Here is a 24,888-nt window from a genome sequence, read left to right as displayed (position 1 = left end):
CCTTCGCGTGCTCGCTTCGCGAGTCCGCGCGCTCAGACATTGCGCCGGTACTGCCCGCCCACCTCGAAGAACGCCTCGGTGACCTGCTGCAGCGAGCACACCCGTGCGGCGTCCATCAGCACGGCGAAGACGTTGTCGCCGTTGACCGCGGCCTCCTTGAGGCGCGCGAGCGCCTCGGCCGCCTCGTCGGCGTGCGCGGACTGGAAGGCGCGGACCCGCGAGAGCTGCGACTCCTTCTCGGCCTCGGTGGCGCGGGCGAGCTCGACCTCGGGCGGGGAGACATCGGAGTCGGGCTTCACGAACGTGTTGACGCCGACGATCGGCAGCGAGCCGTCGTGCTTGCGGTGCTCGTAGAGCATCGACTCGTCCTGGATGCGACCACGCTGGTAGCCGGTCTCCATGGCGCCCAGCACGCCGCCGCGCTCGTTGATGGAGTCGAACTCGGCCAGCACCGCCTTCTCGACCAGGTCGGTGAGCTCGTCGATGATGAAGGAGCCCTGGAGCGGGTTCTCGTTCATCGCGAGGCCCCACTCGCGGTTGATGATCAGCTGGATCGCCAGGGCCCGGCGCACGGATTCCTCGGTGGGCGTGGTGACGGCCTCGTCGTAGGCGTTGGTGTGCAGCGAGTTGGCGTTGTCGTAGATCGCGATCAGGGCCTGCAGCGTGGTGCGGATGTCGTTGAAGTCCATCTCCTGCGCGTGCAGCGAGCGGCCGCTCGTCTGCACGTGGTACTTCAGCTTCTGCGAGCGCTCGTTGGCGCCGTACTTCTCCTTCATCGTGACCGCCCAGATGCGGCGGGCGACGCGACCGATGACGCTGTACTCGGGGTCCATGCCGTTGGAGAAGAAGAAGGACAGGTTGGGCGCGAAGTCGTCGATGTCCATGCCGCGCGCGAGGTAGGACTCGACGTAGGTGAAGCCGTTGGACAGCGTGAAGGCGAGCTGGCTGATCGGGTTCGCCCCGGCCTCGGCGATGTGATAGCCGGAGATCGACACGGAGTAGAAGTTCTGGACCTCGTTGTCGATGAAGTACTGCTGGATGTCGCCCATCATCCGCAGCGAGAACTCGGTGGAGAACAGCGCGGTGTTCTGGCCCTGGTCCTCCTTGAGGATGTCGGCCTGCACCGTGCCGCGCACCTGCTTGAGCGCGTCGGCGGCGGAGATGCCGCGCTCGGCGGCCTGGTCGATGGCGGTGTTGAGGAAGAAGGCCAGCACCGTCGGCGCCGGGCCGTTGATGGTCAGCGACACCGACGTCGAGGGCGCGATCAGGTCGAAGCCGTCGAACAGGACCTTCATGTCGTCGAGCGTCGCGACGGAGACGCCCGAGGTGCCGACCTTGCCGTAGACGTCGGGACGCGGGTCGGGGTCGCGGCCGTAGAGCGTGACCGAGTCGAAGGCGGTCGACAGGCGCGTGGCCTCGCCCTCGTGGCTGAGGATCTTGAAGCGGCGGTTGGTGCGCGCCGGGTCACCCTCGCCGGCGAACATCCGGGCCGGGTCCTCGCCGTCGCGCTTGAACACGAAGACACCGGCGGTGTAGGGGAAGTAGCCCGGGAGGTTCTCGTTGCGCCAGAACTTCACCAGCTCGCCGTGGTCGGTGAACCGGGGGAGGGCGACGCGGGGGATCTTGTTGCCGGACAGCGACTCGCGGGTCAGCTTGGTGTGGATCTCCTTGCCGCGTACGACGACGACCTGCTCGTCTCCGGAGTAGGACTGCACGACAGCGGGCCACGCGGCGATCTGGTCGGAGACCTCGTGGGGAAGCTGGCGCTGGGCGGACTCGAGCAGGTCCTCCACGCCGCTGGTGTCCTTGTCGGCGGACACCAGCTCGCCCTGCACGATGTCGAGCCGCTGCACCCGACGCGCTGCCTCGGCGAGGCGGTCGGTCTGTGCGTGGTAGCCGCGCACGGTCTCGGTGATCTCGGCGAGGTAGCGCACGCGATCGGTCGGGACGACCTGGCGGATTCCGGACGAGTGGCGTACGTCGACGTGGGGGAGCGTGCCCTCCTCGATCGGCAGCCCGCTGGCCCCGAGGGTGTCGCGCAGGTGCTGGTAGAGCGCCGTGACGCCGTCGTCGTTGAAGGTGGCCGCGCTGGTGCCGAAGACCGGCATCTCGTGGGGCTGCTTGCCGAAGGCGCCACGGTTGCGGACCAGCTGCCGACCGACGTCACGCAGCGCGTCCTTGGCGCCACGGCGCTCGAACTTGTTGATCGCGACGGTGTCGGCGAAGTCGAGCATGTCGATCTTCTCGAGCTGCGAGGCGGCGCCGAACTCCGGCGTCATGACGTAGAGCGAGTGGTCGACGAAGGGCACGATCGCCGCGTCACCCTGGCCGATGCCGGGTGTCTCGACGATCACCAGGTCGAAGCCGGCGGCCTTCATCACCGCGATGACGGTGTCGAGGTGCTCGGGGACCTCGTGGGCGCCACGGGTGGCGAGCGAGCGGAAGAAGATCCGGTCGCCGTCGAGCGAGTTGGCGCGGATGCGGTCACCCAGGAGGGCGCCCCCACCCTTGCGGCGCGTCGGGTCGACCGCGATCACGGCGACGCGGAGCTTGTCCTGCTGGTCGACGCGGAAGCGCCGCACGAGCTCATCGGTCAGCGACGACTTGCCCGAGCCGCCGGTGCCGGTGATGCCGAGCACGGGGGCGGTGTGGGCGGCAGCCGCCTGGTTGATGCGGGCGAGCATGTCGTCGCTCAGCTGGCCGGTCTCGGCGCCGGTCAGCGCGCGCGCGATGGCGTGCCGGTCGCCGGCCAGGACACCGTCGATGTCGGCGGGCGCGGTCTGCCACGGGTCGAAGTCGCAGTCGGCGACGACCGAGTTGATCATCCCGACGAGGCCCATCCGCTGGCCGTCCTCGGGGGAGAAGATGATGACCCCGGACTCGCGGAGACGCTTGATCTCGGCTGGCACGATGACGCCGCCACCACCGCCGACGACCTTCACGTGGTCGGCACCGGCCGCCTTCAGCGACTCGACGAGGTACTCGAAGTACTCGACATGGCCGCCCTGGTAGGACGACACAGCGATGCCCTGGGCGTCCTCCTCGAGCGCCGCGTCGACGACCTCCTGGACGGAGCGGTTGTGACCGAGGTGGATCACCTCGCAGCCCTGGCTCATGAAGATCCGCCGCATGATGTTGATCGAGGCGTCGTGCCCGTCGAACAGGGCTGACGCCGTGACGAGGCGGACCGGGTGCTGGGGCTGGTGGAGCTCGACCATGAGGATCCTTGCGAGAGTAGTTGGATGTCCTACTACCGCAATAGTAGGACATCCAACTAACTACTGTGAAGTAGCCGACGCCGTCACGTGGTCGCCGGCAGCCTCACGCAGCTCGCCGAGCAGATCGGTGAGCTGCAGGACCCCCGCGGTGGGGAGTCCGGGCTGCTCGAACACCTGGGTGTTGAGGCCGAGGGTGGCGCGGTCGACGACGTCGCGACCTGCGTCGGTCAGGGAGGCCAGGATCACGCGACGGTCGTCGTCGCGGCGCAGGCGTTCGACGTAGCCCTGCTTGACCAGTCGCTCGACCGCGCTGGTGACGCTGGTGGGGTGCACCTGGAGCAGGGACCCGAGCCGGGTCATCGGCATCGCGCCGGACTGGGCGAAGGACAGCAGGCGCAGCACCTCGTAGCGGGCGAAGGTCAGCTCGAGCGGGCGCAGGACCGCGTCGATGCGCTCCATCAGCAGCTGCTGCACGCGCACGATCGAGGTGACCATCGCCATGCCGTCGGCAGCGTCGTCCCAGCCGTGCCGGATCCACTGGCCGCGCGCCTCGTGGATCGGGTCCCTGTCTCGTGCCATGCGAACAGGCTACGGGAGATTCCTAGGACGTCCTAGGAACTGCCTTCGCGCCGAGCGGGCGCGTCAGAACTTCTGGTCGATCAACCCGGAGTCCACGTTGTAGAGGAACCCGCCGATGGCGACCGACTCGGGGATCAGCGGGTGCGAGCGCACCATCTGGACGTCCTCCTGCAGGGCCGCCACCTGGTCGGAGATGACGTGGAACTGCTGCCAGGAGGCGTCGACGCCCGCCGACCTGCCGACCTTGACGCGCAGGTCGGCCTCGGTGTTGGAGGCCATCGCGCACTTGGTGTGGGGCACGATCAGGATGCGGTTGACCCCGAGCAGGTGGACGCCGAGGACGAGCGCCTCAAGCGCCGCGCTGGTCACGCGGCCGCCGGGGTTGCGGAAGATCTTGGCATCGCCGTGGTGGAGGCCGAGCATACGCAGTGGGTCGATCCGGCTGTCCATGCACGTGACGATGGCGACGCCCGCATGGGCAACACCGTCGAAGTCGCCGAGCTCGAAGCTCTCCGCGAACTCCTGGTTGGCAGTGATCAGGTCGCTGAAGTCGTCCACGATCGCGAGATTAGCCGAGGTCAGGAGTCGGGATGTGCGAGGGCCACAGTGTGGACGCCTCGCCCGGGTCGAGCACCGTCGCGCGCACCGACGACGCGATGCGATAGGGCTGGGCCTCCAGCAGGGAGCCGAGCGCACGCCGCAGCCGCGACATCTCCGCCCGCACGGTGACGACCCGCGTCTCGTCGGCGAACAGGTCCTCGGCGAGCTGGGCGGCCGTGCGCCCCTGCGGCGAGCGGATGAGCGCCAACAGGATCTGGGTGTGCCGCGGGCTCGGGTGGTGCTGCCACGAGTGGCTGGCGGAGCTGACCCGCAGCTCCGGTCGTCCGCGCAGGTCCAGCACCAGCTCGGTGGCCTCGAGGTCGTCGTTGCCGAGGCGCAGCAGCCACCCTCCCGGCAGCGGCTGGACCGTCACGGCGCCCAGGGCGGGCAGCCAGGTCGACCCCGACGACAGGTCGGGGGGCAGCACCAGCCGGTCGGGGGCCGTGAAACCGGTGACCGCGGCGACGTGTCCACCCGGGTCGACCGCCAGTGCGCGCCCACCGACGCGAGCCACGACGGGAGCGGCATAGGCGCGGAGCCGTTCGAGTGCGATGGCGTGGTCGGTGCGGAGCTCTGCCTCGGCCAGGCGCGCGGTCACGCCGACGAGGGCGAGCACGGATCGGCGTACGGCGAAGCCCGGGCCGCTGATGTCCACCGCGCCCAGGCTCTCGCCCGACCACGGGTCACGCACGGGCGCAGCGGCGCAGCTCCAGCGGGTGTGGGACTGGACGTAGTGCTCCGGGCCCTGGATGTGCACGGGCTGGCCGAGCACCAGGCAGGTGCCGATGGCGTTGGTGCCGACATTGGCCTCGGTCCACGCGGACCCGGGCACGAAGCCGAGCCCGTCAGCCAGGCGGCGTACGCCCGAGCCGCCCCGACGCCACAGCACGCGCCCATCGGTGTCGGTCACCACGACCAGCAGGCCGTCATCGACGGCGGGCGACAGGGAGCCGGTGATGCCCGGCAGCAGCGGCACCATGGCGCTGGTGCTGCGTCGGGACTCGACCTCGCTCTCCGTCAGGGGAGCGACGGCGGGCTCGGCGCCCGGCGCGAGCCCGCTGGCCCGGACCCGGCGCCACGACGCGCTGATCTCGGGGCGGACCTCCTGGGGCGATCCATCGCCCGACAGCACCCGCTCACGGGCGCGCCATGGCTCGAGCTGGTCGCCCATGGCACCTCCGATCCCTTGCAACCCGGCTGCAACCCTCCCGCCGATGCTACGTCTCGGTGTGTCGTGGGTCACGTCGGAAGGAGACATCATGACCGAGACCCTCAACGCCCCCGTCGTCACCTCAGAGCAGGACCCGAGCGCCACCGCCACCGCCTGGCTCGACAGCTTCGAGGCGGCCCTGGCCGCCCGGGACGTGCCCGCCGCGGCCGCGCTGTTCGCCACCGAGTCCTACTGGCGAGACCTGGTGTCCTTCACCTGGAACATCACGACCGTGGAGGGGAGGGAGGGGATCACCGACCTCCTGGAGAACACCCTCGCCGGCACCGATCCCTCCGGCTTCACGCTGGAGGAGCCCGCGGACGAGGCGGACGGCATGATCACCGCCTGGATCCTGTTCGAGACGGGGGCCGGCCGGGGCCGTGGGCTGCTGCGGCTGGTCGAGGAGGACGGTGAGCGCAAGGCCTTCACCTTCCTGACCACGCTCTACGAGCTCAAGGGCTTCGAGGAGCCGAGGAACGAGCACCGGCCCCGCGGGGCCGAGCACGGCGCCGACAAGCAGCGCCAGACCTGGCTCGAGCGCAGGCAGGCCGAGGCCGAGAGCCTCGGCAGCACCACCCAGCCCTACGTGCTGGTCATCGGCGGCGGGCAGGGCGGGATCGCGCTCGGAGCCCGCCTGCGCCAGCTCGGTGTGCCCAGCCTGGTGATCGACAAGCACCCGCGACCCGGCGACCAGTGGCGCAACCGCTACAAGTCGCTGTGCCTGCACGACCCGGTCTGGTACGACCACCTGCCCTACCTGAAGTTCCCGGACAACTGGCCGGTCTTCGCGCCCAAGGACAAGATCGGCGACTGGCTCGAGTCCTACACGAAGATCATGGAGGTGCCCTACTGGTCGAGCACGACGGCGACGAGCGCCACCTGGTCCGAGGAGACCGGGGAGTGGACCGTCGAGGTCGAGCGGGAGGGCAAGCCGCTCACCCTGCGCCCGACGCAGCTGGTGTTCGCCACCGGGATGTCCGGCAAGCCCAACGTCCCTGACGTGCCGGGCACGGACGTCTTCGAGGGCGACCTGCACCACTCCTCGGCGCACCCCGGGCCGGATCCCTACCGGGGCAAGAAGGTCGTCGTGATCGGGAGCAACAACTCCGCCTTCGACATCTGCGGCGCACTGTGGGAGAACGACGTCGACGTCACGATGGTGCAGCGCAGCTCGACGCACATCGTCAAGAGCGACAGCCTGATGGAGATCGGGCTCGGTGACCTCTACTCCGAGCGGGCGGTCGCTGCGGGTGTCACGACGGAGAAGGCGGACCTGATCTTCGCGTCCCTGCCCTACCGGATCCTGCACACCTTCCAGATCCCGGCCTACGAGGCGATGGCGGAGAAGGACAAGGACTTCTACGAGCGGCTGGAGGCGGCCGGCTTCGAGCACGACTGGGGCGACGACGGCTCCGGCCTGTTCATGAAGTACCTGCGTCGCGGCTCGGGCTACTACATCGACGTCGGTGCGGCCGACCTCGTCGCCAACGGCGACGTGAAGCTGGTCCGCGGCCAGATCGACCACCTCACCGCGAACGCGGTGGTGCTGGCCGACAGCACCGAGCTGCCCGCCGACGTCGTCGTGTTCGCCACCGGCTACGGATCCATGAACGGCTGGGTGGCCGACCTGATCGACCAGGAGACCGCCGACCGGCTCGGCAAGGTGTGGGGCCTCGGCTCGGACACGACCAAGGACCCGGGGCCGTGGGAGGGCGAGCAGCGCAACATGTGGAAGCCCACCCAGATCGAGAACCTCTGGATGCACGGTGGCAACCTGCACCAGTCGCGGCACTACTCGCTCTACCTCGCGCTCCAGCTCAAGGCGAGGTTCGAGGGCATCGACACCCCGGTGCACGGACTGCAGGAGGTGCACCACACGGGCTGAAGCCCGCGGCAGGTCTCAGTGGATCGACAGGGCGTCCCTCGTGGAGAGGGGTGTCGCTGTCGCCGTACGGAACAGGACGAGGGCCAGGACGGCGGCGACGACCGCGCAGACGGCCGCACCGTAGAACACGGTGTGCTCCTGGGCGATGCCGGCGACGCGGAGCAGGTCTGAGAACTCCTTGCAGCGGGTCCTGCCGTCGCAGACTTCGCGCACGGGCGGGATGACGCCCTGCTCGGAGTAGTAGCGGCGCAGGCCGATCGTGGTGAGCGCGGAGATGCCGACGAGCATGCCGACCATCCGCGAGACCACGACGAAGGCGCTCGCGACGCCGTGCACGTCGTCGTCGGTGAAGGCGAGCAGGGCGGCGTTGACGGGCGCCAGCGCCAGCCCGAAGCCGAGCCCGCCGGTGATCAGCCCGAGGTTGGCGATCGGCTCCTCGACGGTCGTCAGCCCCCACTGCGCCATCAGCACGAAGCCGGCCGCGGCCAGCAGCATGCCGGCGGCGGTGACCACGCCGGGGGAGAGGCGTCGGATGAGGTAGCCGCCGATCACGGCCCCGACGGGCAGTGCGACGAGGAAACGCACGAGCACCAGCGCGGCGGCGAGCTGGGAGTCGGGATAGACCGTGGTGCGCGCGAAGAGCGGGATGTCGATCAGGGCAGCGATCAGCGCGGCCCCGATGAAGAAGCTGACCAGCAGCGCTCCCCACGCGGGGGTACGCCGCAGCGCACCGCGCGGAAGCAGGGGTGCCGCGGCCCGGCGCAGGTGCGCGACGAACAGCACGCTCGCAACCGCCGACCCGAGCAGGAACCACCAGCCGCGGTCGGAGAACACCTGGATCTTCGGATCGGCCGTCGCGAAGGCGAGGATCACGCCCGCGAGCGCGACCGCCAGCAGCAGGGCGCCGACCAGGTCGGCCTCGACGAGGCTGGCGCCCCAGCGGCGCAGGTCGAGCAGCGGCCGCTTCGCGACGAGGCAGCGCGCGACGAGCAGGAGCGCGGCACCGATCGCGATCAGGCCGATCGGGGTCAGCCAGCGACCGGACCCGACGTAGGGGATGAAGAGCTGACCCCACGTGAGGTCGCGCAGGAGCTCGGCGGGGCGGACGAAGACGAGGGCTCCGGCGACCAGGGTCGCCACGAGGAGGAGTGCGCCGAGGAGGTCGGGGCGTTTCACCTTGGTCTCGACACGGCGCTGGCGCGCCTGCTCAACCAGCGGTGAGTCGGCCGGCAGCTCAGCCAGCGGCGAGGCGATGGAGCGCAGGGCGGCCGCCAGCAGCAGGCCCACCGCGAGGTTGATCAGGAAGATCGCCCGCCAGTCGGCGAAGGCCAGCACCACCGCACCGAAGAGCGGGCCGATGACCGAGCCGATCTCCTGCACGGCCGAGACGATGCCGAGCGGGACGCCGCGGCGCTCCTTGGGATAGAGGTCGGCGACGAGTGCCAGCGTCGCCGGCACCAGCCCGCCACCACCGACGCCCTGGAGGAACCTGCCGATCACCATCGAGGGCATGTCGTAGGCCAGCGCGGTGACGAGCGAGCCCAGCGCGAAGAGCACGAGCGAGAAGACCAGCACCGGCACGCGACCGCGGAGGTCGGCGATCCTGCCGATGAGCGGGAGCATGGCGACGTACCCCAGCAGGAAGCCGGAGATGATCGGCGCTGCTCGCTGGAGCTGGTCGATCGGGACGCCGACGCTCGTCATCATGTCCGGCAACGCCAGCACGACGACATAGGTGTCGGCGGCGGCGAAGGCGACCGCGACGGCCGCGAGGCTCAGCAGCGCCCGGGTCGGAGCCGACCCGGTCACCTCGCTCACGGGGCGACGATGTCCTTGCTCGTGCCGTAGTCGGCGAAGTCGACGGTGTAGGTCATCGCATCGCTCTTGGCGTAGAACACCCCGGTCAGGACGGCCTGGCGGAGCTCGCCGTCGTCGGAGACGAGGTATTCCGCCTCGAAGGTGTCACCCGACGAGCTGGGGATGACCTTCTTCATCGCGTCGCCCGGGACCGTGCCGGTGTAGGTGGTGAGGACCTCGGAGTTGTCGGCTCCGCCGCGGACGCTCTCGCCCTCCTCGAGGTCGGTGGTGACACCGAGCAGGGAGGCGAAGCCGGTCTCGGAGTTGACGAGCTGGGCCGGGTCGGGCGCGCCGTAGTCGCCGGGGTCGACGTCCTGCCAGCCCTCCGTGAACGGGATCTGGGCGTAGACGGTGCCGTCGACGGCCACCACCGGCACGTCGACGCTCTGGCCGGAGATGACCACGGTGATGGTGCCCTCGAAGGCGGGTGCGTTGGTGGCCACACCGGCGGCCCTGGTGATGCCGGTGACGCCCGCGGGCAGGTCCTCGGTCGACAGCGTGAGGTCGACGCCGCTCGTGTCACCGAGGGTGGTCGCGGCCGCGGCCAGCACCTCCTCGGGCGACGTGTCCTCGGAGGCCTTCTGCTCACCGTCACCGGTGCACGAGGTCAGGGCGAGAGCGGCGAGGAGGGACAGCGCAGCGGCGCGAGCAATCATGCGTTCAGCCTTGCACATCAGGCCCCGTCAGCAGGGGCACTCGCGACCGCGTCCACCGTCCGGTCCTTCAGGAGTACGGCGACCGGCCCTGCGACAGCGGCGATGGCCTGCGACCCCGGGATGCCCGAGCCGTCGCGGCGACCGGTCGCGGCCGGAAGCTCGATCGGTGCGCCGCTGGCAGCGGCTGCGCGCGCGGGCGCGGAGCCGGCCCAGGCGGTGACGAGGGTGTCCTCGCCCTTGAGGAAGCGGTGGCAGCGCACACCACCGGTGGCGCGGCCCTTGGCGGGGTACTCGCTGAACGGCGTCACCTTGACCGCGCCGGCCTCGGTGCCCGGCAGGGCGGTCGAGGCACCGGAGGCGGTCACGACGACGGAGTCCTCCGCGTCGACCACACCGAACCAGGCCACCCGCTCGCCGGGCGTCAGCCGGACCCCGGCGATGCCGCCCCCGGAGCGACCCTGCGGGCGCACGCCGTCGGCACCGAAGTGCAGCAGCTGGGCATCGGTGGTGATGAAGCACAGCGTCTCGTCGCCGGTGGTCAGCTCGATGGCACCGACGACCTCGTCGTCGTCCTTGAGCGAGATGACGTCCCAGTCGTCCTTGCCGAGCACCTCGGGGTTGACCCGCTTGACCACGCCGTCGCGGGTGCCGAGCGCGAGTCCGGGCCCCTCGGTCGCCAGGGACGTGAGGGCGAGCGCACGCTCGCCGCTGTCCAGTGAGAGCACCTCGCTGAGCGGCAGCCCGCCCTGGAGGTTGGGGTCGTTGGCGGAGTCGGGGAGGCCGGGCATGTCCAGCACGCCGACCTTGATCAGCCGACCGCGCGACGTCAGCACGCCCACCTCGCCCCGGACCGTGGTGCGCACCGCGGAGGTGATGACGTCGTGGTTGGCCCGGGACTCGCCCTGTCCGGGCAGGGTCGCGTTCGCCGTTCGCGCGACGAGGCCGCTGGAGGACAGGAAGACGAAGCACGGGTCGTCGGCCACCTCGAGGCTCGCGGCGGTGACCGTGGTGCCGGCGGAGGCGAGCAGGACGGTACGGCGCGGGGTGCCGTAGGTCTTGGCGACCTCGGCCAGCTCGTCGGAGACGACCTTCCGCAGCAGCTTCTCGTCGTTGATGATCGCGTCGAGCTGCTCGATCTCGCGCTCGAGCTCGGCCTTCTCCTTGTCCAGCTCGAGCCGGGAGAACTTCGTCAGCCGGCGCAGCGGCATGTCCAGGATCCAGTCGGCCTGGATCTGGCTCAGCTCGAAGATGTCGATCAACCGCTCCTTGGCCTGCGACGCGTTGTCGGAGGAGCGGATGACCTGGATGACCTCGTCGATGTCGAGGATCGCGATGAGCAGTCCCTCGACCAGGTGCAGCCGGTCGGCGGCCTTGGTGCGGCGGAACACCGAGCGGCGGCGTACGACGTCGAAGCGGTGCTGGAGGAAGACCTCCAGCAGCTCCTTGAGCCCGAGCGTGCGCGGCTGGCCGTCGACGAGCGCGACAGTGTTGATGCCGAAGGAGTCCTCCATCGGCGTCATCTTGTAGAGCTGCTCGAGCAGCGCCTCGGGGACGAAGCCGTTCTTCACCTCGATGACCAGGCGCAGCCCGTGGCTGCGGTCGGTGAGGTCCTTGAGGTCGGCGATGCCCTGGATCTTCTTGGACAGCACGAGCGCCTTGATCCGCTCGATCACCCGCTCGGTGCCGACGCCGTAGGGGAGCTCGGTCACGACGATGCCCTTGCGGCGCGGCGTCACGGACTCGATCCGGGCGGTGGCGCGCATCTTGAAGGTGCCGCGCCCGGTCTCGTAGGCGTCGCGGACGCCGTCGAGGCCGACGATCTTGCCGCCGGTCGGCAGGTCGGGGCCGGGGATGAAGCGCATCAGGTCGTCGAGGCCGGCCTTGGGGTGGGTGATGAGGTGGCGCAGCGCCTGCACGACCTCGACCAGGTTGTGCGGCGCGATGTTGGTCGCCATGCCGACCGCGATGCCGGTCGTGCCGTTGACGATGAGGTTGGGGATGGCCGCGGGCAGGACCGTCGGCTCGGTCTCGCGCGAGTCGTAGTTGGGCTTGAAGTCGACCGTGTCCTCGTCGATCGAGGCGGTCATCGCCACCGCGGAGGGCAGCATCCGGCACTCGGTGTAGCGCATGGCGGCGGGGGAATCGTCGGGCGAGCCGAAGTTGCCGTGGCCGTCGATGAACGGCACCCGCATCGACCACGGCTGGGCCAGGCGCACGAGCGCGTCGTAGATGGCGTTGTCGCCGTGGGGGTGCAGCTTGCCCATCACCTCGCCGACGACGCGGGCGCTCTTGACGTGGCCGCGGTCGGGCCGCAGGTTCATCTCGTCCATCGTGTAGAGGATCCGCCGCTGGACGGGCTTGAGCCCGTCGCGGGCGTCGGGCAGCGCGCGCGAGTAGATTACGCTGTAGGCGTACTCGAGGAACGAGGAGCGCATCTCGTCACCGACGTCGATGTCGAGGATGTGCTCCTCGAAGTCGTCGGGGAGTGGTTGCTTGGTGGTACGTCGAGCCATGCGGGCATTGTCCCGGTCCGCGAGTCGTTCCGTGACTGGGGCACGCCGGTGGGCTGTCGGTATCAACGCAGGTTGACCCCGCGTCCGTGGCCGCACGGCGTCCCGTCACCGGGAATCACTGCGGACGGGTCATCCGGGACGCCGCGGCGGTGGTGGCGGATATGCCCGTATTCGTCCCCCAGGAGGTACGGCTTGCGGGACGTCCAGACTTCGCAGAATCCCGGAACGAGCAAAGTCGTGAATCGGCAGGCACGGTGCGGTCCAGGGCCTGGATCTGAGACTTCTCATCGACGCAGAGCACGATCGCGGACCCGCGGTATCAGTGAGTTCCAGCGTCATTCGGTGACCCTTGGATCCCTTTCTCAAGGCGGTAGCGCCGGTTCGAATCCGGTCGGGGGTACAGCACCACGAAGGGCCCGGTCAGCAGACCGGGCCCTTCGTCGTCCTCAGACCACGAGGCAGAACGGGTGGCCCGCTGGGTCGGCAAGCACGTACAGGGGGGCGTCCGTCACGTCGGTCCGGTCGTGGAGCAGGCGGGCTCCCAGGGCGATGGCGCGGTCGCGGTGCCGTTCCAGCTCGATGACGTCACGCACTGCGAAGTCCATGGGCATCTGCATGGGGACCGCCTCGGAGGGCCACGTCGGGGGGACGGTGTCGTCCTTGCGCTGGATGGTCACGACCCGGCGACCCGCCTCGTCGAGCAGGACGATCCACGTGGGCGCGTCGTGGCTCCCGTCGACGGGCGGCAGGTCGCGGTCCCGGTAGTGCAGCCCGAGCAGCTCACGGTAGAACTCGGCCAGGGCTCGCGGGTCGCGAGCGTCGATCGCCGTGTGGACCAGGGTGGGGTAGGCGGAGTCAGTCACCGGTGGGGATCCGGTCGACGATCTGGATCAGGTTGCCGCAGGTGTCGTCGAAGACGGCGACGGATCCCACGCCGATGGCTGTCGGCGGCTGCGTGAACACCACTCCCAGTCGGGACAGCCGCTCGTGCTCGGCGGCGACGTCGTCGACGGCGAGCTGCGCGAGCGGGATGCCGTCGCTGACGAGAGCGTCGCGGTACGGCTTGACCGCCGGGTGGTCCGCGGGCTCCAGCAGGAGCTCGGGCCCCTCGGTGTCGTCAGGTGACACCACGGTCAGCCAGGAGTTGTCTCCCAGCGGGACGTCGTGCTTCGTGATGAATCCCAGGATGTCCGTGTAGAACGCCAACGCCGCGCGCTGGTCGTCGACGTAGATGCTGGTGAGGCGGATCTTCATGGCGGTTTCTCCTCGGTGAGGGGCCAGCGTCGGGCGATGGCCGCGAGCGGTTCACGGTTGAAGTGGTGCACCTTGGTGCGGCCGCGTCGTTCACTGGCGACCAGGCCGGCATCCTCGAGCACCGCGAGGTGTTGCGAGATCGCCTGACGCGAGGACCCCACGCCGTGGCGGGTGGTGAGCATGGTGCAGATCTCGAACAGGGTCTGACCGTCCCGCTCGGCCAGTCCGTCGAGGATGAGCCGGCGAGTCTCATCGTCGAGCGCCCTGAACACGTCGACCATGTCTGGACTATAGGCAAGTGAACACTTGCCTGTCAATGGTCGCGTGGTGGTGTGCCGGCTCAGGAGGAGCCGGGCGGAGCGGGAGCGCGCGACAGCAGCAGCGTGGCCCGCGGGCCCGTGGGCGTCGCGTCGACCTCGACGCGACCGTCATGGGCGAGGGCGACGGCCTCCGCGAGCGCCAGGCCGAGACCGGTGGGGACCGACCGGAAGGCCTCGACGTTGTCCGAGCCTACGGCGCACTCTGCTGCGCGCTGCTATCACGACACCTCTTACTGCACCCGATGCGATCTGCTCGTCGGCCTCGGCGACCTGCACGTGACCGCGGTCGAGTACGACCACGACGTCGGACTGCTCACCGTTGGCGTTGAGTCGACGCGTGCGCCGATGGGCTGCACGACCTGTGGCGTGATCGCGCACAGCCACGGTCGCAGCGACGTCACGCTGGTCGACGCACCGTGCTTCGACCGGCCGGTGAGGTTGGTGTGGCGCAAGCGGACCTGGCGCTGCGAAGAGACTGCCTGCGCCACGAGGGTCTTCACTGAGCAAGACGAGCAGGTGGCCCGGCCGCGAGCGTTGCTGACCACGCGGGCATGCTGGTGGGCGATCAACCAGATGCGTCGCGAGCACGCCTCGATCAGCGGGATTGCACGCCAGCTCGGCACGACGTGGAACACCGTGTGGACCTCGATCCGCCCACTGTTGCAGGAGATGGCTGACGACGAGACACGGTTCGGCGGCGTGAAGCGCCCCAGCGTCGATGAGCACGTGTGGCACCACGTCAGCGAGTTCCCGATCGCCGACGGCGGTCGTGGGCCGAAGCTGCTGACCGGGATGGTCGACCTCACCCCCCGACAAGGACGGCCACGCCCGCTGAGGAGGGCGTCTGCCGACCTCCTGCCGTTGACGGAGCTTGCGGGCGTGACAGCCTCCGCTCGTGTGGGCGCTCACCCAGCCGACTCGGGCACGGGATGCCGTCCGTGCCGGATGCGCTACGGTGCGATCCATCCATTGGATCCATCGAACGGTGACGAGCATGAGCGGTCTGAGTCTCGGGATCCCCGGGGTCGACGCTGTGAGTTCGGGAACTCATTTCTGCGCGCTCTACTCGGGTCCGGCCGAGCGCGACCGGTTGTTGTACCCCTTCCTCGAGGAGGGGCTGAGGCACGGCGACAAGTGTTTGTGCCTGATCGACGACGTCGACCCGGCGCTGGTCCGGGAGCGCCTCGTCGGGCAGCCCGGCGCCGACTACTCGCGACGCTCGGCGCAGCTCGACGTTGAACGCTCGTCAGACGCATACCTCCGCTCGGGGGAGTTCAGCGTCGAGGCCATGGTGAGCTTCCTGACTGGCAGGGTGGACAAGGCGATCGCCGACAACTTCGACCTCATCAGAGCCGCCGGCGAGATGTCGTGGGTGCTGCCCGGCGTTCCGGGCTGGGACGACCTGTTCGTCTACGAGTCGTCCCTCAACCGCATGGTCGAGGAGATGCCCGCCATCCTCATCTGTCTCTACGACCTCGAGAAGTTCGGGGCGCAGATGCTCGTCCAGGTGCTCCAGACGCACCCCAAGGTCCTGCTAGACGGCATGGTGATCGACAACCCTCACTACCTGCGGCCGGACGAGTACCCCGCGGCCCGCCTCACCGAGGCGAGGCGGTACCCCATGGTCAGGGTGGGTTCGCACGGCGACGAGGACCTGGACCGAGGGTGGGGTTCGCTCACCGACGGCGAACTGCGCGTCGTGGCCGGTGTCGCTGCGGGCATGACCAACCGCGCTATCGCCACGGAGCTCCACCTCTCGCGCCACACCGTGGACGCCCACCTGAAGCACGTGTACCTCAAGCTCGACATCCACACGCGAGTCGAGCTGACCGTGCTGGCGCTGCAGCATCACCTTCCCATGAGATAGCCGGAGACCTGCCCCTCAAAGGTCACCCGTTCACGGGATGCCGGTGACGTGGCCCCTGAGGAGCATGGTCACACACGAGCTTCCGGCGAATGGAGTGGTCATGGGCAGGGCAGTCGGCATCGACCTGGGAACGACGAACTCGGTGATCGCAGCGATGGAGGGTGGGCAGGCGCAGGTGATCCCGAACGCGGAGGGCAACCGGACGACGCCGTCCGTGGTGGCTTTCCTGGAGAACGGTGAGCGCCTGGTCGGCCAGATGGCGAGGCGGCAGTCGATCCTGAATCCGAAGGGGACTATCTACTCCGCGAAGAGATTCATCGGTCATAAGTACGACGAGGTCAGCAGCGAGATGAACACCGTCTCGTTCGATGTGGTTGCGGGGTCCGACGGTGCGGTGCGCTTCAAGGTCAACGACAAGATGTACGCCCCGGAGGAGATCTCCGCCCAGGTGCTGCGCAAGCTGGTCGACGACGCCGGGAAGTTCCTCGGTGAGCGGGTCACCGAGGCGGTCATCACCGTCCCGGCGCACTTCAACGACGCGCAGCGTCAGGCCACGAAGGACGCCGGCCGGATCGCGGGGCTCGAGGTCCTCCGGATCATCAACGAACCGACGGCCGCTGCCCTCGCCTACGGGATGGACAAGCTCGAGAACGAGACCGTGCTGGTCTTCGACCTCGGGGGCGGCACCTTCGACGTCAGCGTCCTCACCGTGGGGGACGGCGTGGTGGAGGTCCGGTCGACAGCGGGAGACACCCATCTCGGCGGCGATGACTTCGATCGCCGGATCGTGGACTACCTGGCGGACGAGTTCAAGAAGTCCAATGGCATCGACCTGCGCGACGACTCCCAGGCATTGCAGCGACTGTTCGAGGCTGCCGAGAAGGCCAAGGTCGACCTATCGGCCGTCAGTCAGACCGCGGTCAACCTCCCGTTCGTCACCGCGGATGCCTCCGGACCGAAGCATCTCAACGTGAACCTGATGAGGTCGTCGTTCGAGCAACTGACCGCCGACCTCGTCGAGCGCTGCCTCGGCCCGGTCAGGCAGGCGATGGAGGACGCCAAGGTCACCACCGACGACATCGACGAGGTCATTCTCGTCGGCGGCTCGACGCGGATTCCGGCCGTACAGGCATTGGTGCGCCGCCTGACCGGGGGCAAGGAGCCCAACATGACCGTCAACCCGGACGAGGTCGTGGCCGTCGGTGCAGCCGTCCAAGCGGCGATCATCAAGGGCGACGTGAAGGATGTGCTGCTGCTTGACGTCACGCCCCTGTCGTTGGGGCTGGAGACGATGGGCGGGGTGATGACCAAGGTCATCGAGCGCAACACGACAATTCCGGCCCGGCGGACCGAGATTTTCAGCACCGCGGAGGACAACCAGTCCGCCGTCGACGTCGTCGTGCTCCAGGGCGAGCGGGAGAGGGCGGCCGACAACCGGGTGCTGGCACGGTTCCGTCTGGAGGACATCCGTCCCGCCCCGCGTGGGGTGCCCCAGATCGAGGTGACCTTCGACATCGATGCCAACGGCATCCTGCACGTCTCGGCGCGGGACAAGGACACCGGTGCCGAGCAGGAGGTGACCATCAGCGAGTCCTCCACGCTGAGCCAGGAGGAGGTCGAGCGGATGGTCAGGGACGCCGAGACCCATCGCGGTGAGGATGCTGCCCTGCGTGAGCGGGTCGATGCTCGCAACCAACTCGACTCCGTGGCCTACCAGGTGCGCAAGACCCTCGACGAAGCCGGCGCGTCCGTGCCCGAGCACGACCGCGCTCGTGCCGAGATGCTGGTCGAGGAGGCGCGCCAGGCCGTGGAGGGCGACGAACCGGTGGACCGCCTCCGCGCCTTGACAGGGGAGCTCCACCAGCTGAGCCAGGCGCTCGGCGCCGCCGCCCGGGATGGCGGGCCGTCGAGCGGGTCGGCGAGCTCCGCCGCCGAGCCGTCCGACAGCGGCGACGACGACGTCATCGACGCCGAGTTCACCTCCCACTGACCGCCATGTCCGACCACGAGGCACCCACGACCGAGACCCCCTCGACCGAGACCCCCACGACCGAGGCCCGGTCGGGCGACGCGCCGGACGATGCCACGCCCGAGACTGTCGGCCAGTCGCGCCAGGTCGCCGAGCTCGAAGACGCGTGGCGGCGCACAGCTGCCGAGCTCGACAACTTCCGCAAGCGGTGCGCACGCGACGTGGTGCGCGCCCGCGAGCAGGAACGGGCGGCCGTGGCCACCAGGTGGCTGCCCGTCCTGGACAACCTCGAGCGAGCGCTCGAGCACGCGTCGGCCGACCCCAGCTCGGTGGCCGAGGGCCTGCGAGCAGTGCTCGCGCAGGCGGTCGGCGTCCTGGCCGACCTCGGCTACCCGCGTCGTGAGGACGACGGCCGGGCCTTCGACCCCGCCGTGCACGAGGCGGTCAGCACCGTGTCCGGTGAGGGGCTGACGCCCGGCACCGTGGCCCAGGTCGTCCGCCCCGGATACGGACCCGACGACAAGCTCCTGCGTCCGGCTGCTGTCGTGGTGGCAACCAGGGCTTCCTGATGGCCAAGGACTTCTACGAGGTCCTCGGTGTCTCTCGCGATGCCGACCCGGCCGAGATCCAACGCGCCTACCGCAGGCTTGCGCGCCAGAACCACCCCGACGTCAACAAGCAGGCTGGGGCCGAGGAGAGGTTCAAGGACATCGCCGAGGCCTACGACGTGCTGTCGGACCCCGAGCAACGGCGGCGCTACGACGCCTTCGGCGAGGACTTCCGACGTGTGCCACCCGACGCGGACCCGGCCGCCTGGCGCCAGGGCCGCGCCTATGCCGATGCGGCGGCAGGCGCACGCGGCCGATGGTCGGGGGGCGGGCCGTCCGGCGGCTTCGGCGGGGCCGACTTCGGTGACGAGATCGACATCGAGGACCTGCTCGGGGGGATCTTCGGTGGGCGAGGGCGGGGCGGCCGGGGCCGGGCCGGCTGGGGACCCGGCCCGGTCCCGGGCGCCGACCACGAGGCGGAGGTGGAGATCTCGGTCGAGGAGGCCTACCGCGGCACCGAGCGCAGCCTCACGATCACGGGTCCGGACGGCCCCCGCACGCTCGACGTCACCATCCCGCCGGGAGTCGTCGACGGCCAACGGATCCGACTGCGGGGCCAGGGCGGACCTGGCAGCGGCGACGCGGCGGCCGGAGACCTCTACCTGGTGGTCCGGATCGCCGACCACCCGCGCTACCGGGTCGAGGGTCGTGACGTGCACGCACTCCTGCCGGTCGCTCCCTGGGAAGCCGCTCTCGGGGCGTCGGTGTCCGTCGACACGCCCGGAGGAGCGGCCACGGTCAAGGTCCCGGCCGGGTCGTCCAGCCACCGCCGCCTGCGGCTCAAGGGCCGTGGGCTCCCTCACCCGAAGGGCACGCCCGGGGACTTCTACGCGGAGCTGCAGGTGCGCGTGCCCCGCACCCTGTCCGACGACGAGCGGCGGCACTTCGAGGAGCTCGCGAAGGTGTCCCGCTTCGACGCGAGGAGTAGACGATGACCGCGACCACGCGCTTCGAGCTGGCCCGACCCCACCGGCTGAGCCTGGAGAGTTATGCGCAGGTCACCGGCGTACACCCGGAGCTGGTGCGCCGCCTGGTCGCGCTCGGGCTGCTGCAGGTCACCCGCGACGCGCAGGGTCGCCTGTGGTTCGACCCGTCCCAGGTGAAGGAGATGGCCAGGATCCAGCGGCTGCGGATGAGCCTGAACCTCGGCTACAGCGCCACCGGGCTGGTGGTCCAGCTGCTCGACCGGATCGCGGAACTGGAGAACGCACAACGGCGCACGACACGACGAGGAGGCGCTCCATGGACATGAATAGACTGACCCAGAAGTCGCAGGAGGCGCTGCACGACGCGCAGACCAAGGCGCTGCGCTTCGGCCACACCGAGGTGGACGGCGAGCACCTGCTGCTCGCGCTGCTCGACCAAGCCGAGGGGCTCGTCGCGCCGCTGCTCGCACGCGCCGGGGCCGACCCGGACCGACTGCGTGAGGAGCTCGAGGCCGAGCTCGGCCGGCGCCCGCGGGTCAGCGGGCCGGGCGTGACGCCTGGGCAGGTGCACGTCACGCAGCGGCTCTCGCGGCTCCTCGACGCTGCCGACGGCGAGGCGCGCAGGCTCAAGGACGAATATGTCTCGGTCGAGCACCTCGTGATCGCGCTGGTGGAGGAGGGCTCGCAGTCAGCCGCCGGGCGGCTCCTGCGGGACCAGGGCCTGACCCGCGACACGTTCCTGGCTGCGCTGACCGAGGTGCGCGGCCACCAACGAGTCACCTCGGCGACGCCCGAGGGGACCTACGAGGCGCTGGGCAAGTACGGCCGTGACCTCGTCGAGGCCGCGAAGGCGGGAAAGCTCGAGCCGGTGATCGGCCGGGACTCCGAGATCCGCCGGACCGTCCAGATCCTGTCCCGCAAGACCAAGAACAACCCGGTCCTCATCGGCGAGCCCGGAGTGGGCAAGACGGCGATCGTCGAAGGCCTCGCCCAGCGGATCGCCGACGGGGACGTCCCCGAGGGCCTGCGGGACAAGACCGTCTTCGCCCTCGACATGGGTGCCCTGATCGCCGGCGCGAAGTACCGCGGCGAGTTCGAGGAGCGGCTCAAGGCCGTGCTCAACGAGGTGCAGAGCGCCGAGGGCCACATCCTGCTGTTCGTCGACGAGCTCCACACCGTCGTGGGCGCAGGCGCCGGCGAGGGTGCGATGGACGCCGGCAACATGCTCAAGCCGTTGCTCGCACGTGGCGAGCTGCACATGATCGGCGCGACCACGCTGGACGAGTACCGCACGCACATCGAGAAGGACGCCGCCCTCGAGCGCCGGTTCCAGCCCGTGCTGGTCGACGAGCCCAGCGAGGAGGACGCTCTCTCGATCCTGCGCGGGCTCCGCGAGCGGCTCGAGGTCTTCCACGGCGTGAAGATCCACGACGGAGCCCTCGTGGCAGCGGTGACCCTGAGCCACCGCTACATCTCCGACCGATACCTGCCCGACAAGGCCATCGACCTCGTCGACGAGGCCTGCGCCATGCTGCGTACCGAGATCGACTCGATGCCGGCCGAGCTCGACGAGCTCACCAGGCGCGTGACTCGGATGGAGATCGAGGAGGCAGCGCTGTCGCAGGAGGAGGACGCCGCGAGCAAGGCCCGGCTCGAGGAACTCCGCAAGGAGCTGGCCGATGCCCGGGCCGAGGCCGACGCGCTGCGCGCACAGTGGGAGGCAGAACGGTCGGCGCTCCGCGAGGTGCAGTCCCTGCGTCAGGAGCTCGAACAGGTACGGCTGGAGAGCGAGCGGGCCGAGCGCGAGTACGACCTCAACCGGGCAGCGTCCCTGCGGCACGGCCGGTTGCCGGAGATTCAGCGGCGGCTGGAGGCGGCCGAGTCCCGGCTCGCCGGCAAGCAGGGCGGTCGCCGGCTGCTGCGCGAGGTCGTGACCGCCGACGAGATCGCCGACATCGTGTCACGCTGGACCGGGATCCCGGTCACCCGCCTGCAGGAGGGAGAGCGCGACAAGCTGCTCCGCCTCGACGAAGTGCTCCACGAACGTGTGATCGGCCAGGACGAGGCCGTCCAGCTGGTGGCCGACGCGGTCGTCCGCGCCCGCTCCGGCATCAAGAACCCCCAGCGCCCCATCGGGTCCTTCATCTTCCTCGGCCCCACAGGCGTCGGGAAGACCGAGCTGGCCAAGACCCTGGCCGCTGCCCTGTTCGACACCGAGGAGAACATGGTCCGGATCGACATGAGCGAGTACCAGGAGCGGCACACCGTCAGCCGGCTGGTCGGAGCACCCCCGGGCTACGTCGGCTACGAGGAAGGCGGTCAGCTCACCGAGGCCGTGCGCCGCAAGCCCTACTCCGTCGTCCTGCTCGACGAGATCGAGAAGGCCCACGTTGACGTCTTCAACACGCTGCTGCAGGTGCTCGACGACGGCCGCCTGACCGACTCCCACGGCCGCACCGTCGACTTCCGCAACACCGTGCTGATCATGACCTCCAACATCGGCTCCGAGCACCTCCTCGAGGGGATCACCGCGGACGGCGAGGTCAATGACGAGGCCCGCTCGATGGTGATGCGCACCCTGCAGTCGCACTTCCGCCCCGAGTTCCTCAACCGCGTCGACGAGATCGTGATGTTCAAGCCACTGACGCTCGCGGAGATCGAACGCATCGTCGACCTCCAGCTCGAGGAGCTGCGGGTCCGGCTGGCCGGCATGCGGATCAACCTCGAGGTCACGGACGCCGCACGCCGGTTCATCGCCGACCAGGGCTTCGACCCGGCGTACGGCGCCCGCCCGCTGCGACGGTACATCTCCCGTGAGGTGGAGACCCAGGTCGGCCGAGCGCTGATCCGCGGCGACGCGGCCGACGGGGGCACGATCTGGGTGGACGTGGCCGACGGGGAGCTCGTGGTGACCGCGTCCAGCAGTCCGACAGAGGGGCAGACAGTGGCATGACCGCGACCACGGAGAGGACGACGACGGTCGTGTGCGGGAACTGCGGAGCCAGGAACCGCGTCCCAGCGGTTGCCGAGGGCACGCCACGCTGCGGGAGGTGCAGCACTCCGTTGCCCTGGGTGGTGGACGCGAACGACGCTGACTTCCACGCGGTCGTGGACGAGTCGAGCATCCCGGTGCTGGTCGACGTGTGGGCTCCGTGGTGCGGCCCATGCCGGACGGTCAGCCCGGCCCTGGAGAAGCTGGCTGGGGAGCTGGCCGGCAACCTCAAGCTGGTCAAGGTCGACGCTGACGAGAACCCGATCGTGAGCCGTAGGTTCGCGGTCCAGTCGATCCCGACGCTGGTCCTCCTCGACCACGGAGAGGTGGTCGACACCCAGATCGGCGCCCTTCCGGAGCACCTACTGCGCTCGTGGCTCGAGTCGAGGCTGCCGAAAGGGGAGCGATGACCGCGCACCCGAGGGGCCTCGGCGCCGACCCGCACATCCGCGTCATCCGGCCCGTGCCGCCACCCACCCAGCACGCCTGCGCGGAGTGCGTGCAGCTCGGCACCCCCTGGGTGCACCTGCGCCAGTGCCTGACCTGTGGCCAGATCGGGTGCTGCGACTCCTCACCGATGCGACACGCGCGCGCTCACGCCGCCACGACGGGTCACGTCATCGTGCGCTCGATCGAGCCGGGAGAGAACTGGAGATGGTGCTATGTCGACGAACAGTTCGTCTGAGCTCGAAATGGCGGACCTGCCCGAGACCCCCGACACCACCGGCGCCTATCCCCGGCTCAATGACGAGCAGATCCTGCTGCTCACGCAGCACGGCGAGCGGAAGGCGCTGGCCGAGGGCACCACGCTGTTCTGCGCGGGAGACCGCGACTGCGGCGTGTTCGTCGTCCTGGACGGCAAGGTCCGGGTCGTGCAGGAGGAAGGTCCCGGAGGGGAGGCGCGAGTGATCGCCGTCCACGGGCGAGGCCGCTTCGTGGGTGACCTGTCGATGCTGACCGGCCACGCGGTCTACGTCACCGCCGTCGCCCAGACCGACGTGGAGGTCCTCGAGGTTCTCTATGACGGCCTCAAAGAGGCGGTCACCCAGGACCAGGCGCTCGGAGATCTGATCCTGCGAGCCTTCATGCTCCGACGCAACATCCACGCCGGCCTCGGCGCGGGCTTGAGGATCATCGGCTCCCGCTACTCAGCCGACACCCGCCGGTTGAGGGACTTCGCGAGCCGCAATCGCATCCCGTCCCGGTGGGAGGACCTGGAGGATGACCTGGATGCCGAGGCGACCCTGCGAGCCCTCGACATCCCGCCCGACCAGACACCCGTCGTGATCTGGAAGGCGCGTACGGTCCTGCGGAACCCCAGCAACACGGAGCTGGCCGAACTCCTCGGTCTTCGCGCGGCGCCGAGCCGGTCGGCGTACGACCTGATCGTGGTCGGCGCAGGCCCGGGTGGTCTCGCCGCGGCGGTGTACGCCGCCTCCGAAGGACTCTCGACGGTGGTCGTGGACGCGCTCGCCACCGGCGGGCAGGCAGCCACGTCGTCCCAGATCGAGAACTACCTGGGGTTCCCCGCCGGTATCTCCGGGGCGGAGCTGGCCGACCGGGCCGTGGTGCAGGCGCGCAAGTTCGGCGCCGCCTTCAGCATCCCCGGCGAGGCGACCTCCCTCACACACGCAGACGGCTACCACATGGTGGGGTTGGCGGAGGGGGAGGATCTGGTCGCGCACGCCGTCGTCGTCGCGACGGGTGTGCGCTACCGGCGTCTCGACGTCCCCGGGTTGGATCGACTCGAGCGCAGCAGCGTCTACTACGCCGCTACGGAGTTCGAGGCCCGGCTGTGCCAACAGGACCCCGTCACCGTCGTCGGGGGTGGCAACTCGGCGGGCCAGGCGGCCTGCTTCCTGGCCCGCCGTTCACCGGTGGTCAACCTGGTCATCCGCCACGACGACCTGGGAAGGGACATGTCCCGCTACCTGGCCGACCGCGTCGAGCAGTCACCACGCATCAAGATCTGGCGCCGCAGCGAGGTGAGCGAGCTCCTCGGACACGAAGCGCTCGAGGAGGTGGTGTTGCACGACCTCCGCACCGACGCGAAGCAGCGCGTCGCGACCACGGCCATGTTCGTGCTGATCGGAGCGACCCCGTACACGAGCTGGCTCGAGGGGCAGATCGCGCTGGACGCGAAGGGGTTCATCCTCACCGGGCCCGTGGCCGACGGCTCCGACGGCTCCGACGGGGGCATGTTCGAGACCAGCCGTCCGGGCGTCTTCGCCGTAGGCGACGTACGCAGTGGGTCGCTCAAGCGCGTCGCCTCCGCCGTCGGCGAAGGCTCGGTCGCGATCCGCCAGGTGCACGGTTTCCTGGAAGCCGAGGGTCGCCGGTGAGCAGGGGCAGACCCGTAGAGCCCTCAGCGTCATGGAGGAGCGGGAGCTCGAGACCAAGGTGATGCGGTTCGTCCGTGAGATCGGCATCGCCC

General features: G+C 69.7%; 20 protein-coding genes and 1 pseudogene. 11 read left to right on the top strand and 10 right to left on the bottom strand.

The window, feature by feature from the left end; all coding sequences use genetic code 11:
• Nucleotides 1-32: 32 nt before the first annotated feature.
• The 4 genes from icmF to C9J87_RS13715 form a co-directional block, all read right to left on the bottom strand.
• Complete coding sequence (gene icmF, locus C9J87_RS13730; protein ID WP_107705803.1) at nucleotides 33-3,218, bottom strand: fused isobutyryl-CoA mutase/GTPase IcmF; 3,186 nt, start codon at nucleotides 3,216-3,218, stop codon at nucleotides 33-35.
• A 60-nt stretch (nucleotides 3,219-3,278) separates the two neighbouring features.
• Entirely contained in the window at nucleotides 3,279-3,797 is a 519-nt protein-coding gene (locus C9J87_RS13725) for a MarR family winged helix-turn-helix transcriptional regulator (protein WP_010833424.1), read from the bottom strand.
• A 63-nt stretch (nucleotides 3,798-3,860) separates the two neighbouring features.
• Complete coding sequence (locus C9J87_RS13720; RefSeq protein ID WP_010833425.1) at nucleotides 3,861-4,355, bottom strand: beta-class carbonic anhydrase; 495 nt, start codon at nucleotides 4,353-4,355, stop codon at nucleotides 3,861-3,863.
• 10 nt (nucleotides 4,356-4,365) lie between these two features.
• The gene (locus C9J87_RS13715) at nucleotides 4,366-5,568 is read right to left on the bottom strand and encodes a sigma-54-dependent transcriptional regulator family protein (protein ID WP_157953203.1); all 1,203 of its coding nucleotides are present in this window, start codon (nucleotides 5,566-5,568) and stop codon (nucleotides 4,366-4,368) included.
• An 88-nt stretch (nucleotides 5,569-5,656) separates the two neighbouring features.
• Between C9J87_RS13715 and C9J87_RS13710 the strand changes: the two genes are divergently transcribed.
• Nucleotides 5,657-7,492 (top strand): flavin-containing monooxygenase, encoded by a 1,836-nt coding sequence (locus C9J87_RS13710; RefSeq protein WP_107705801.1) that lies wholly within the window; start codon nucleotides 5,657-5,659, stop codon nucleotides 7,490-7,492.
• A 15-nt stretch (nucleotides 7,493-7,507) separates the two neighbouring features.
• On the opposite strand, the gene C9J87_RS13705 is transcribed toward C9J87_RS13710, so the two are convergent.
• The 6 genes from C9J87_RS13705 to C9J87_RS13680 all read right to left on the bottom strand — a co-directional run bounded on the left by C9J87_RS13705 (nucleotide 7,508) and on the right by C9J87_RS13680 (nucleotide 14,053).
• On the bottom strand, nucleotides 7,508-9,310 hold the full coding sequence (locus C9J87_RS13705; RefSeq protein WP_332871071.1) for an MFS transporter: 1,803 nt from the start codon (nucleotides 9,308-9,310) through the stop codon (nucleotides 7,508-7,510).
• Nucleotides 9,307-10,005, bottom strand: coding sequence for an LppX_LprAFG lipoprotein (locus C9J87_RS13700; protein WP_157953202.1), 699 nt, complete (start codon nucleotides 10,003-10,005; stop codon nucleotides 9,307-9,309). Before C9J87_RS13700 ends, C9J87_RS13705 begins: the two co-directional genes overlap by 4 nt.
• 17 nt (nucleotides 10,006-10,022) lie before the next feature.
• The gene (locus C9J87_RS13695; RefSeq protein WP_107705799.1) at nucleotides 10,023-12,518 is read right to left on the bottom strand and encodes a DNA gyrase/topoisomerase IV subunit A; all 2,496 of its coding nucleotides are present in this window, start codon (nucleotides 12,516-12,518) and stop codon (nucleotides 10,023-10,025) included.
• A 446-nt stretch (nucleotides 12,519-12,964) separates the two neighbouring features.
• The gene (locus C9J87_RS13690; RefSeq protein WP_010833431.1) at nucleotides 12,965-13,381 is read right to left on the bottom strand and encodes a VOC family protein; all 417 of its coding nucleotides are present in this window, start codon (nucleotides 13,379-13,381) and stop codon (nucleotides 12,965-12,967) included.
• On the bottom strand, nucleotides 13,374-13,772 hold the full coding sequence (locus tag C9J87_RS13685) for a VOC family protein (RefSeq protein ID WP_010833432.1): 399 nt from the start codon (nucleotides 13,770-13,772) through the stop codon (nucleotides 13,374-13,376). The genes C9J87_RS13690 and C9J87_RS13685 overlap by 8 nt, the downstream gene beginning before the upstream one ends.
• Nucleotides 13,769-14,053, bottom strand: coding sequence for an ArsR/SmtB family transcription factor (locus C9J87_RS13680; protein ID WP_010833433.1), 285 nt, complete (start codon nucleotides 14,051-14,053; stop codon nucleotides 13,769-13,771). Before C9J87_RS13680 ends, C9J87_RS13685 begins: the two co-directional genes overlap by 4 nt.
• A 384-nt stretch (nucleotides 14,054-14,437) precedes the next feature.
• Here C9J87_RS13680 and C9J87_RS20565 point away from each other — a divergent pair.
• From C9J87_RS20565 to C9J87_RS13630, 10 genes and pseudogenes are all read left to right on the top strand, one after another.
• Nucleotides 14,438-14,722: pseudogene (locus tag C9J87_RS20565) on the top strand (hypothetical protein); the annotation flags it as partial.
• Between the two features lie 364 nt (nucleotides 14,723-15,086).
• The gene (locus C9J87_RS20270; RefSeq protein WP_107705798.1) at nucleotides 15,087-15,959 is read left to right on the top strand and encodes an MEDS domain-containing protein; all 873 of its coding nucleotides are present in this window, start codon (nucleotides 15,087-15,089) and stop codon (nucleotides 15,957-15,959) included.
• Between the two features lie 100 nt (nucleotides 15,960-16,059).
• A complete protein-coding gene (gene dnaK / locus C9J87_RS13665; RefSeq protein ID WP_107705797.1) occupies nucleotides 16,060-17,949 on the top strand; it encodes a molecular chaperone DnaK in 1,890 nt (629 codons plus the stop codon).
• A gap of 5 nt (nucleotides 17,950-17,954) precedes the next feature.
• Complete coding sequence (locus tag C9J87_RS13660; protein WP_107705796.1) at nucleotides 17,955-18,497, top strand: nucleotide exchange factor GrpE; 543 nt, start codon at nucleotides 17,955-17,957, stop codon at nucleotides 18,495-18,497.
• Nucleotides 18,497-19,471, top strand: coding sequence for a DnaJ C-terminal domain-containing protein (locus C9J87_RS13655; RefSeq protein ID WP_107705795.1), 975 nt, complete (start codon nucleotides 18,497-18,499; stop codon nucleotides 19,469-19,471). Before C9J87_RS13660 ends, C9J87_RS13655 begins: the two co-directional genes overlap by 1 nt.
• The gene (locus C9J87_RS13650; protein ID WP_010833309.1) at nucleotides 19,468-19,788 is read left to right on the top strand and encodes a chaperone modulator CbpM; all 321 of its coding nucleotides are present in this window, start codon (nucleotides 19,468-19,470) and stop codon (nucleotides 19,786-19,788) included. The genes C9J87_RS13655 and C9J87_RS13650 overlap by 4 nt, the downstream gene beginning before the upstream one ends.
• Nucleotides 19,779-22,415: an ATP-dependent chaperone ClpB gene (gene clpB / locus C9J87_RS13645; protein ID WP_107705794.1), complete on the top strand. Its 2,637-nt coding sequence runs from the start codon at nucleotides 19,779-19,781 to the stop codon at nucleotides 22,413-22,415. Before C9J87_RS13650 ends, clpB begins: the two co-directional genes overlap by 10 nt.
• A gap of 122 nt (nucleotides 22,416-22,537) precedes the next feature.
• On the top strand, nucleotides 22,538-22,864 hold the full coding sequence (gene trxA / locus C9J87_RS13640) for a thioredoxin (RefSeq protein ID WP_232820052.1): 327 nt from the start codon (nucleotides 22,538-22,540) through the stop codon (nucleotides 22,862-22,864).
• Nucleotides 22,861-23,139 carry a UBP-type zinc finger domain-containing protein gene (locus tag C9J87_RS13635; RefSeq protein WP_107705792.1) on the top strand — a complete coding sequence of 93 codons (279 nt, stop codon included), beginning with the start codon at nucleotides 22,861-22,863 and terminating at the stop codon, nucleotides 23,137-23,139. The genes trxA and C9J87_RS13635 overlap by 4 nt, the downstream gene beginning before the upstream one ends.
• Before the next feature lie 7 nt (nucleotides 23,140-23,146).
• Nucleotides 23,147-24,796, top strand: a complete 1,650-nt coding sequence (locus tag C9J87_RS13630; protein ID WP_198652359.1) for an FAD-dependent oxidoreductase — start codon at nucleotides 23,147-23,149, stop codon at nucleotides 24,794-24,796.
• Nucleotides 24,797-24,888: the final 92 nt, after the last annotated feature.

Source organism: Nocardioides allogilvus, assembly GCF_003047285.1.
In the GTDB taxonomy this organism is placed as follows: domain Bacteria; phylum Actinomycetota; class Actinomycetes; order Propionibacteriales; family Nocardioidaceae; genus Nocardioides; species Nocardioides allogilvus.
This window is presented reverse-complemented; position numbering and strand designations above follow the sequence as displayed.

Coding starts and splice junctions, on each gene's coding strand:
- icmF (WP_107705803.1), bottom strand. CDS start 3,218: ATGGTCGAGCTCCACCAGCCCCAGCACCCGGTCCGCCTCGTCACGGCG.
- C9J87_RS13725 (WP_010833424.1), bottom strand. CDS start 3,797: ATGGCACGAGACAGGGACCCGATCCACGAGGCGCGCGGCCAGTGGATC.
- C9J87_RS13715 (WP_157953203.1), bottom strand. CDS start 5,568: ATGGGCGACCAGCTCGAGCCATGGCGCGCCCGTGAGCGGGTGCTGTCG.
- C9J87_RS13710 (WP_107705801.1), top strand. CDS start 5,657: ATGACCGAGACCCTCAACGCCCCCGTCGTCACCTCAGAGCAGGACCCG.
- C9J87_RS13700 (WP_157953202.1), bottom strand. CDS start 10,005: ATGATTGCTCGCGCCGCTGCGCTGTCCCTCCTCGCCGCTCTCGCCCTG.
- C9J87_RS13695 (WP_107705799.1), bottom strand. CDS start 12,518: ATGGCTCGACGTACCACCAAGCAACCACTCCCCGACGACTTCGAGGAG.
- C9J87_RS13685 (WP_010833432.1), bottom strand. CDS start 13,772: ATGAAGATCCGCCTCACCAGCATCTACGTCGACGACCAGCGCGCGGCG.
- C9J87_RS13680 (WP_010833433.1), bottom strand. CDS start 14,053: ATGGTCGACGTGTTCAGGGCGCTCGACGATGAGACTCGCCGGCTCATC.
- C9J87_RS20270 (WP_107705798.1), top strand. CDS start 15,087: ATGAGCGGTCTGAGTCTCGGGATCCCCGGGGTCGACGCTGTGAGTTCG.
- dnaK (WP_107705797.1), top strand. CDS start 16,060: ATGGGCAGGGCAGTCGGCATCGACCTGGGAACGACGAACTCGGTGATC.
- C9J87_RS13660 (WP_107705796.1), top strand. CDS start 17,955: ATGTCCGACCACGAGGCACCCACGACCGAGACCCCCTCGACCGAGACC.
- C9J87_RS13655 (WP_107705795.1), top strand. CDS start 18,497: ATGGCCAAGGACTTCTACGAGGTCCTCGGTGTCTCTCGCGATGCCGAC.
- C9J87_RS13650 (WP_010833309.1), top strand. CDS start 19,468: ATGACCGCGACCACGCGCTTCGAGCTGGCCCGACCCCACCGGCTGAGC.
- clpB (WP_107705794.1), top strand. CDS start 19,779: ATGGACATGAATAGACTGACCCAGAAGTCGCAGGAGGCGCTGCACGAC.
- C9J87_RS13635 (WP_107705792.1), top strand. CDS start 22,861: ATGACCGCGCACCCGAGGGGCCTCGGCGCCGACCCGCACATCCGCGTC.
- C9J87_RS13630 (WP_198652359.1), top strand. CDS start 23,147: ATGGCGGACCTGCCCGAGACCCCCGACACCACCGGCGCCTATCCCCGG.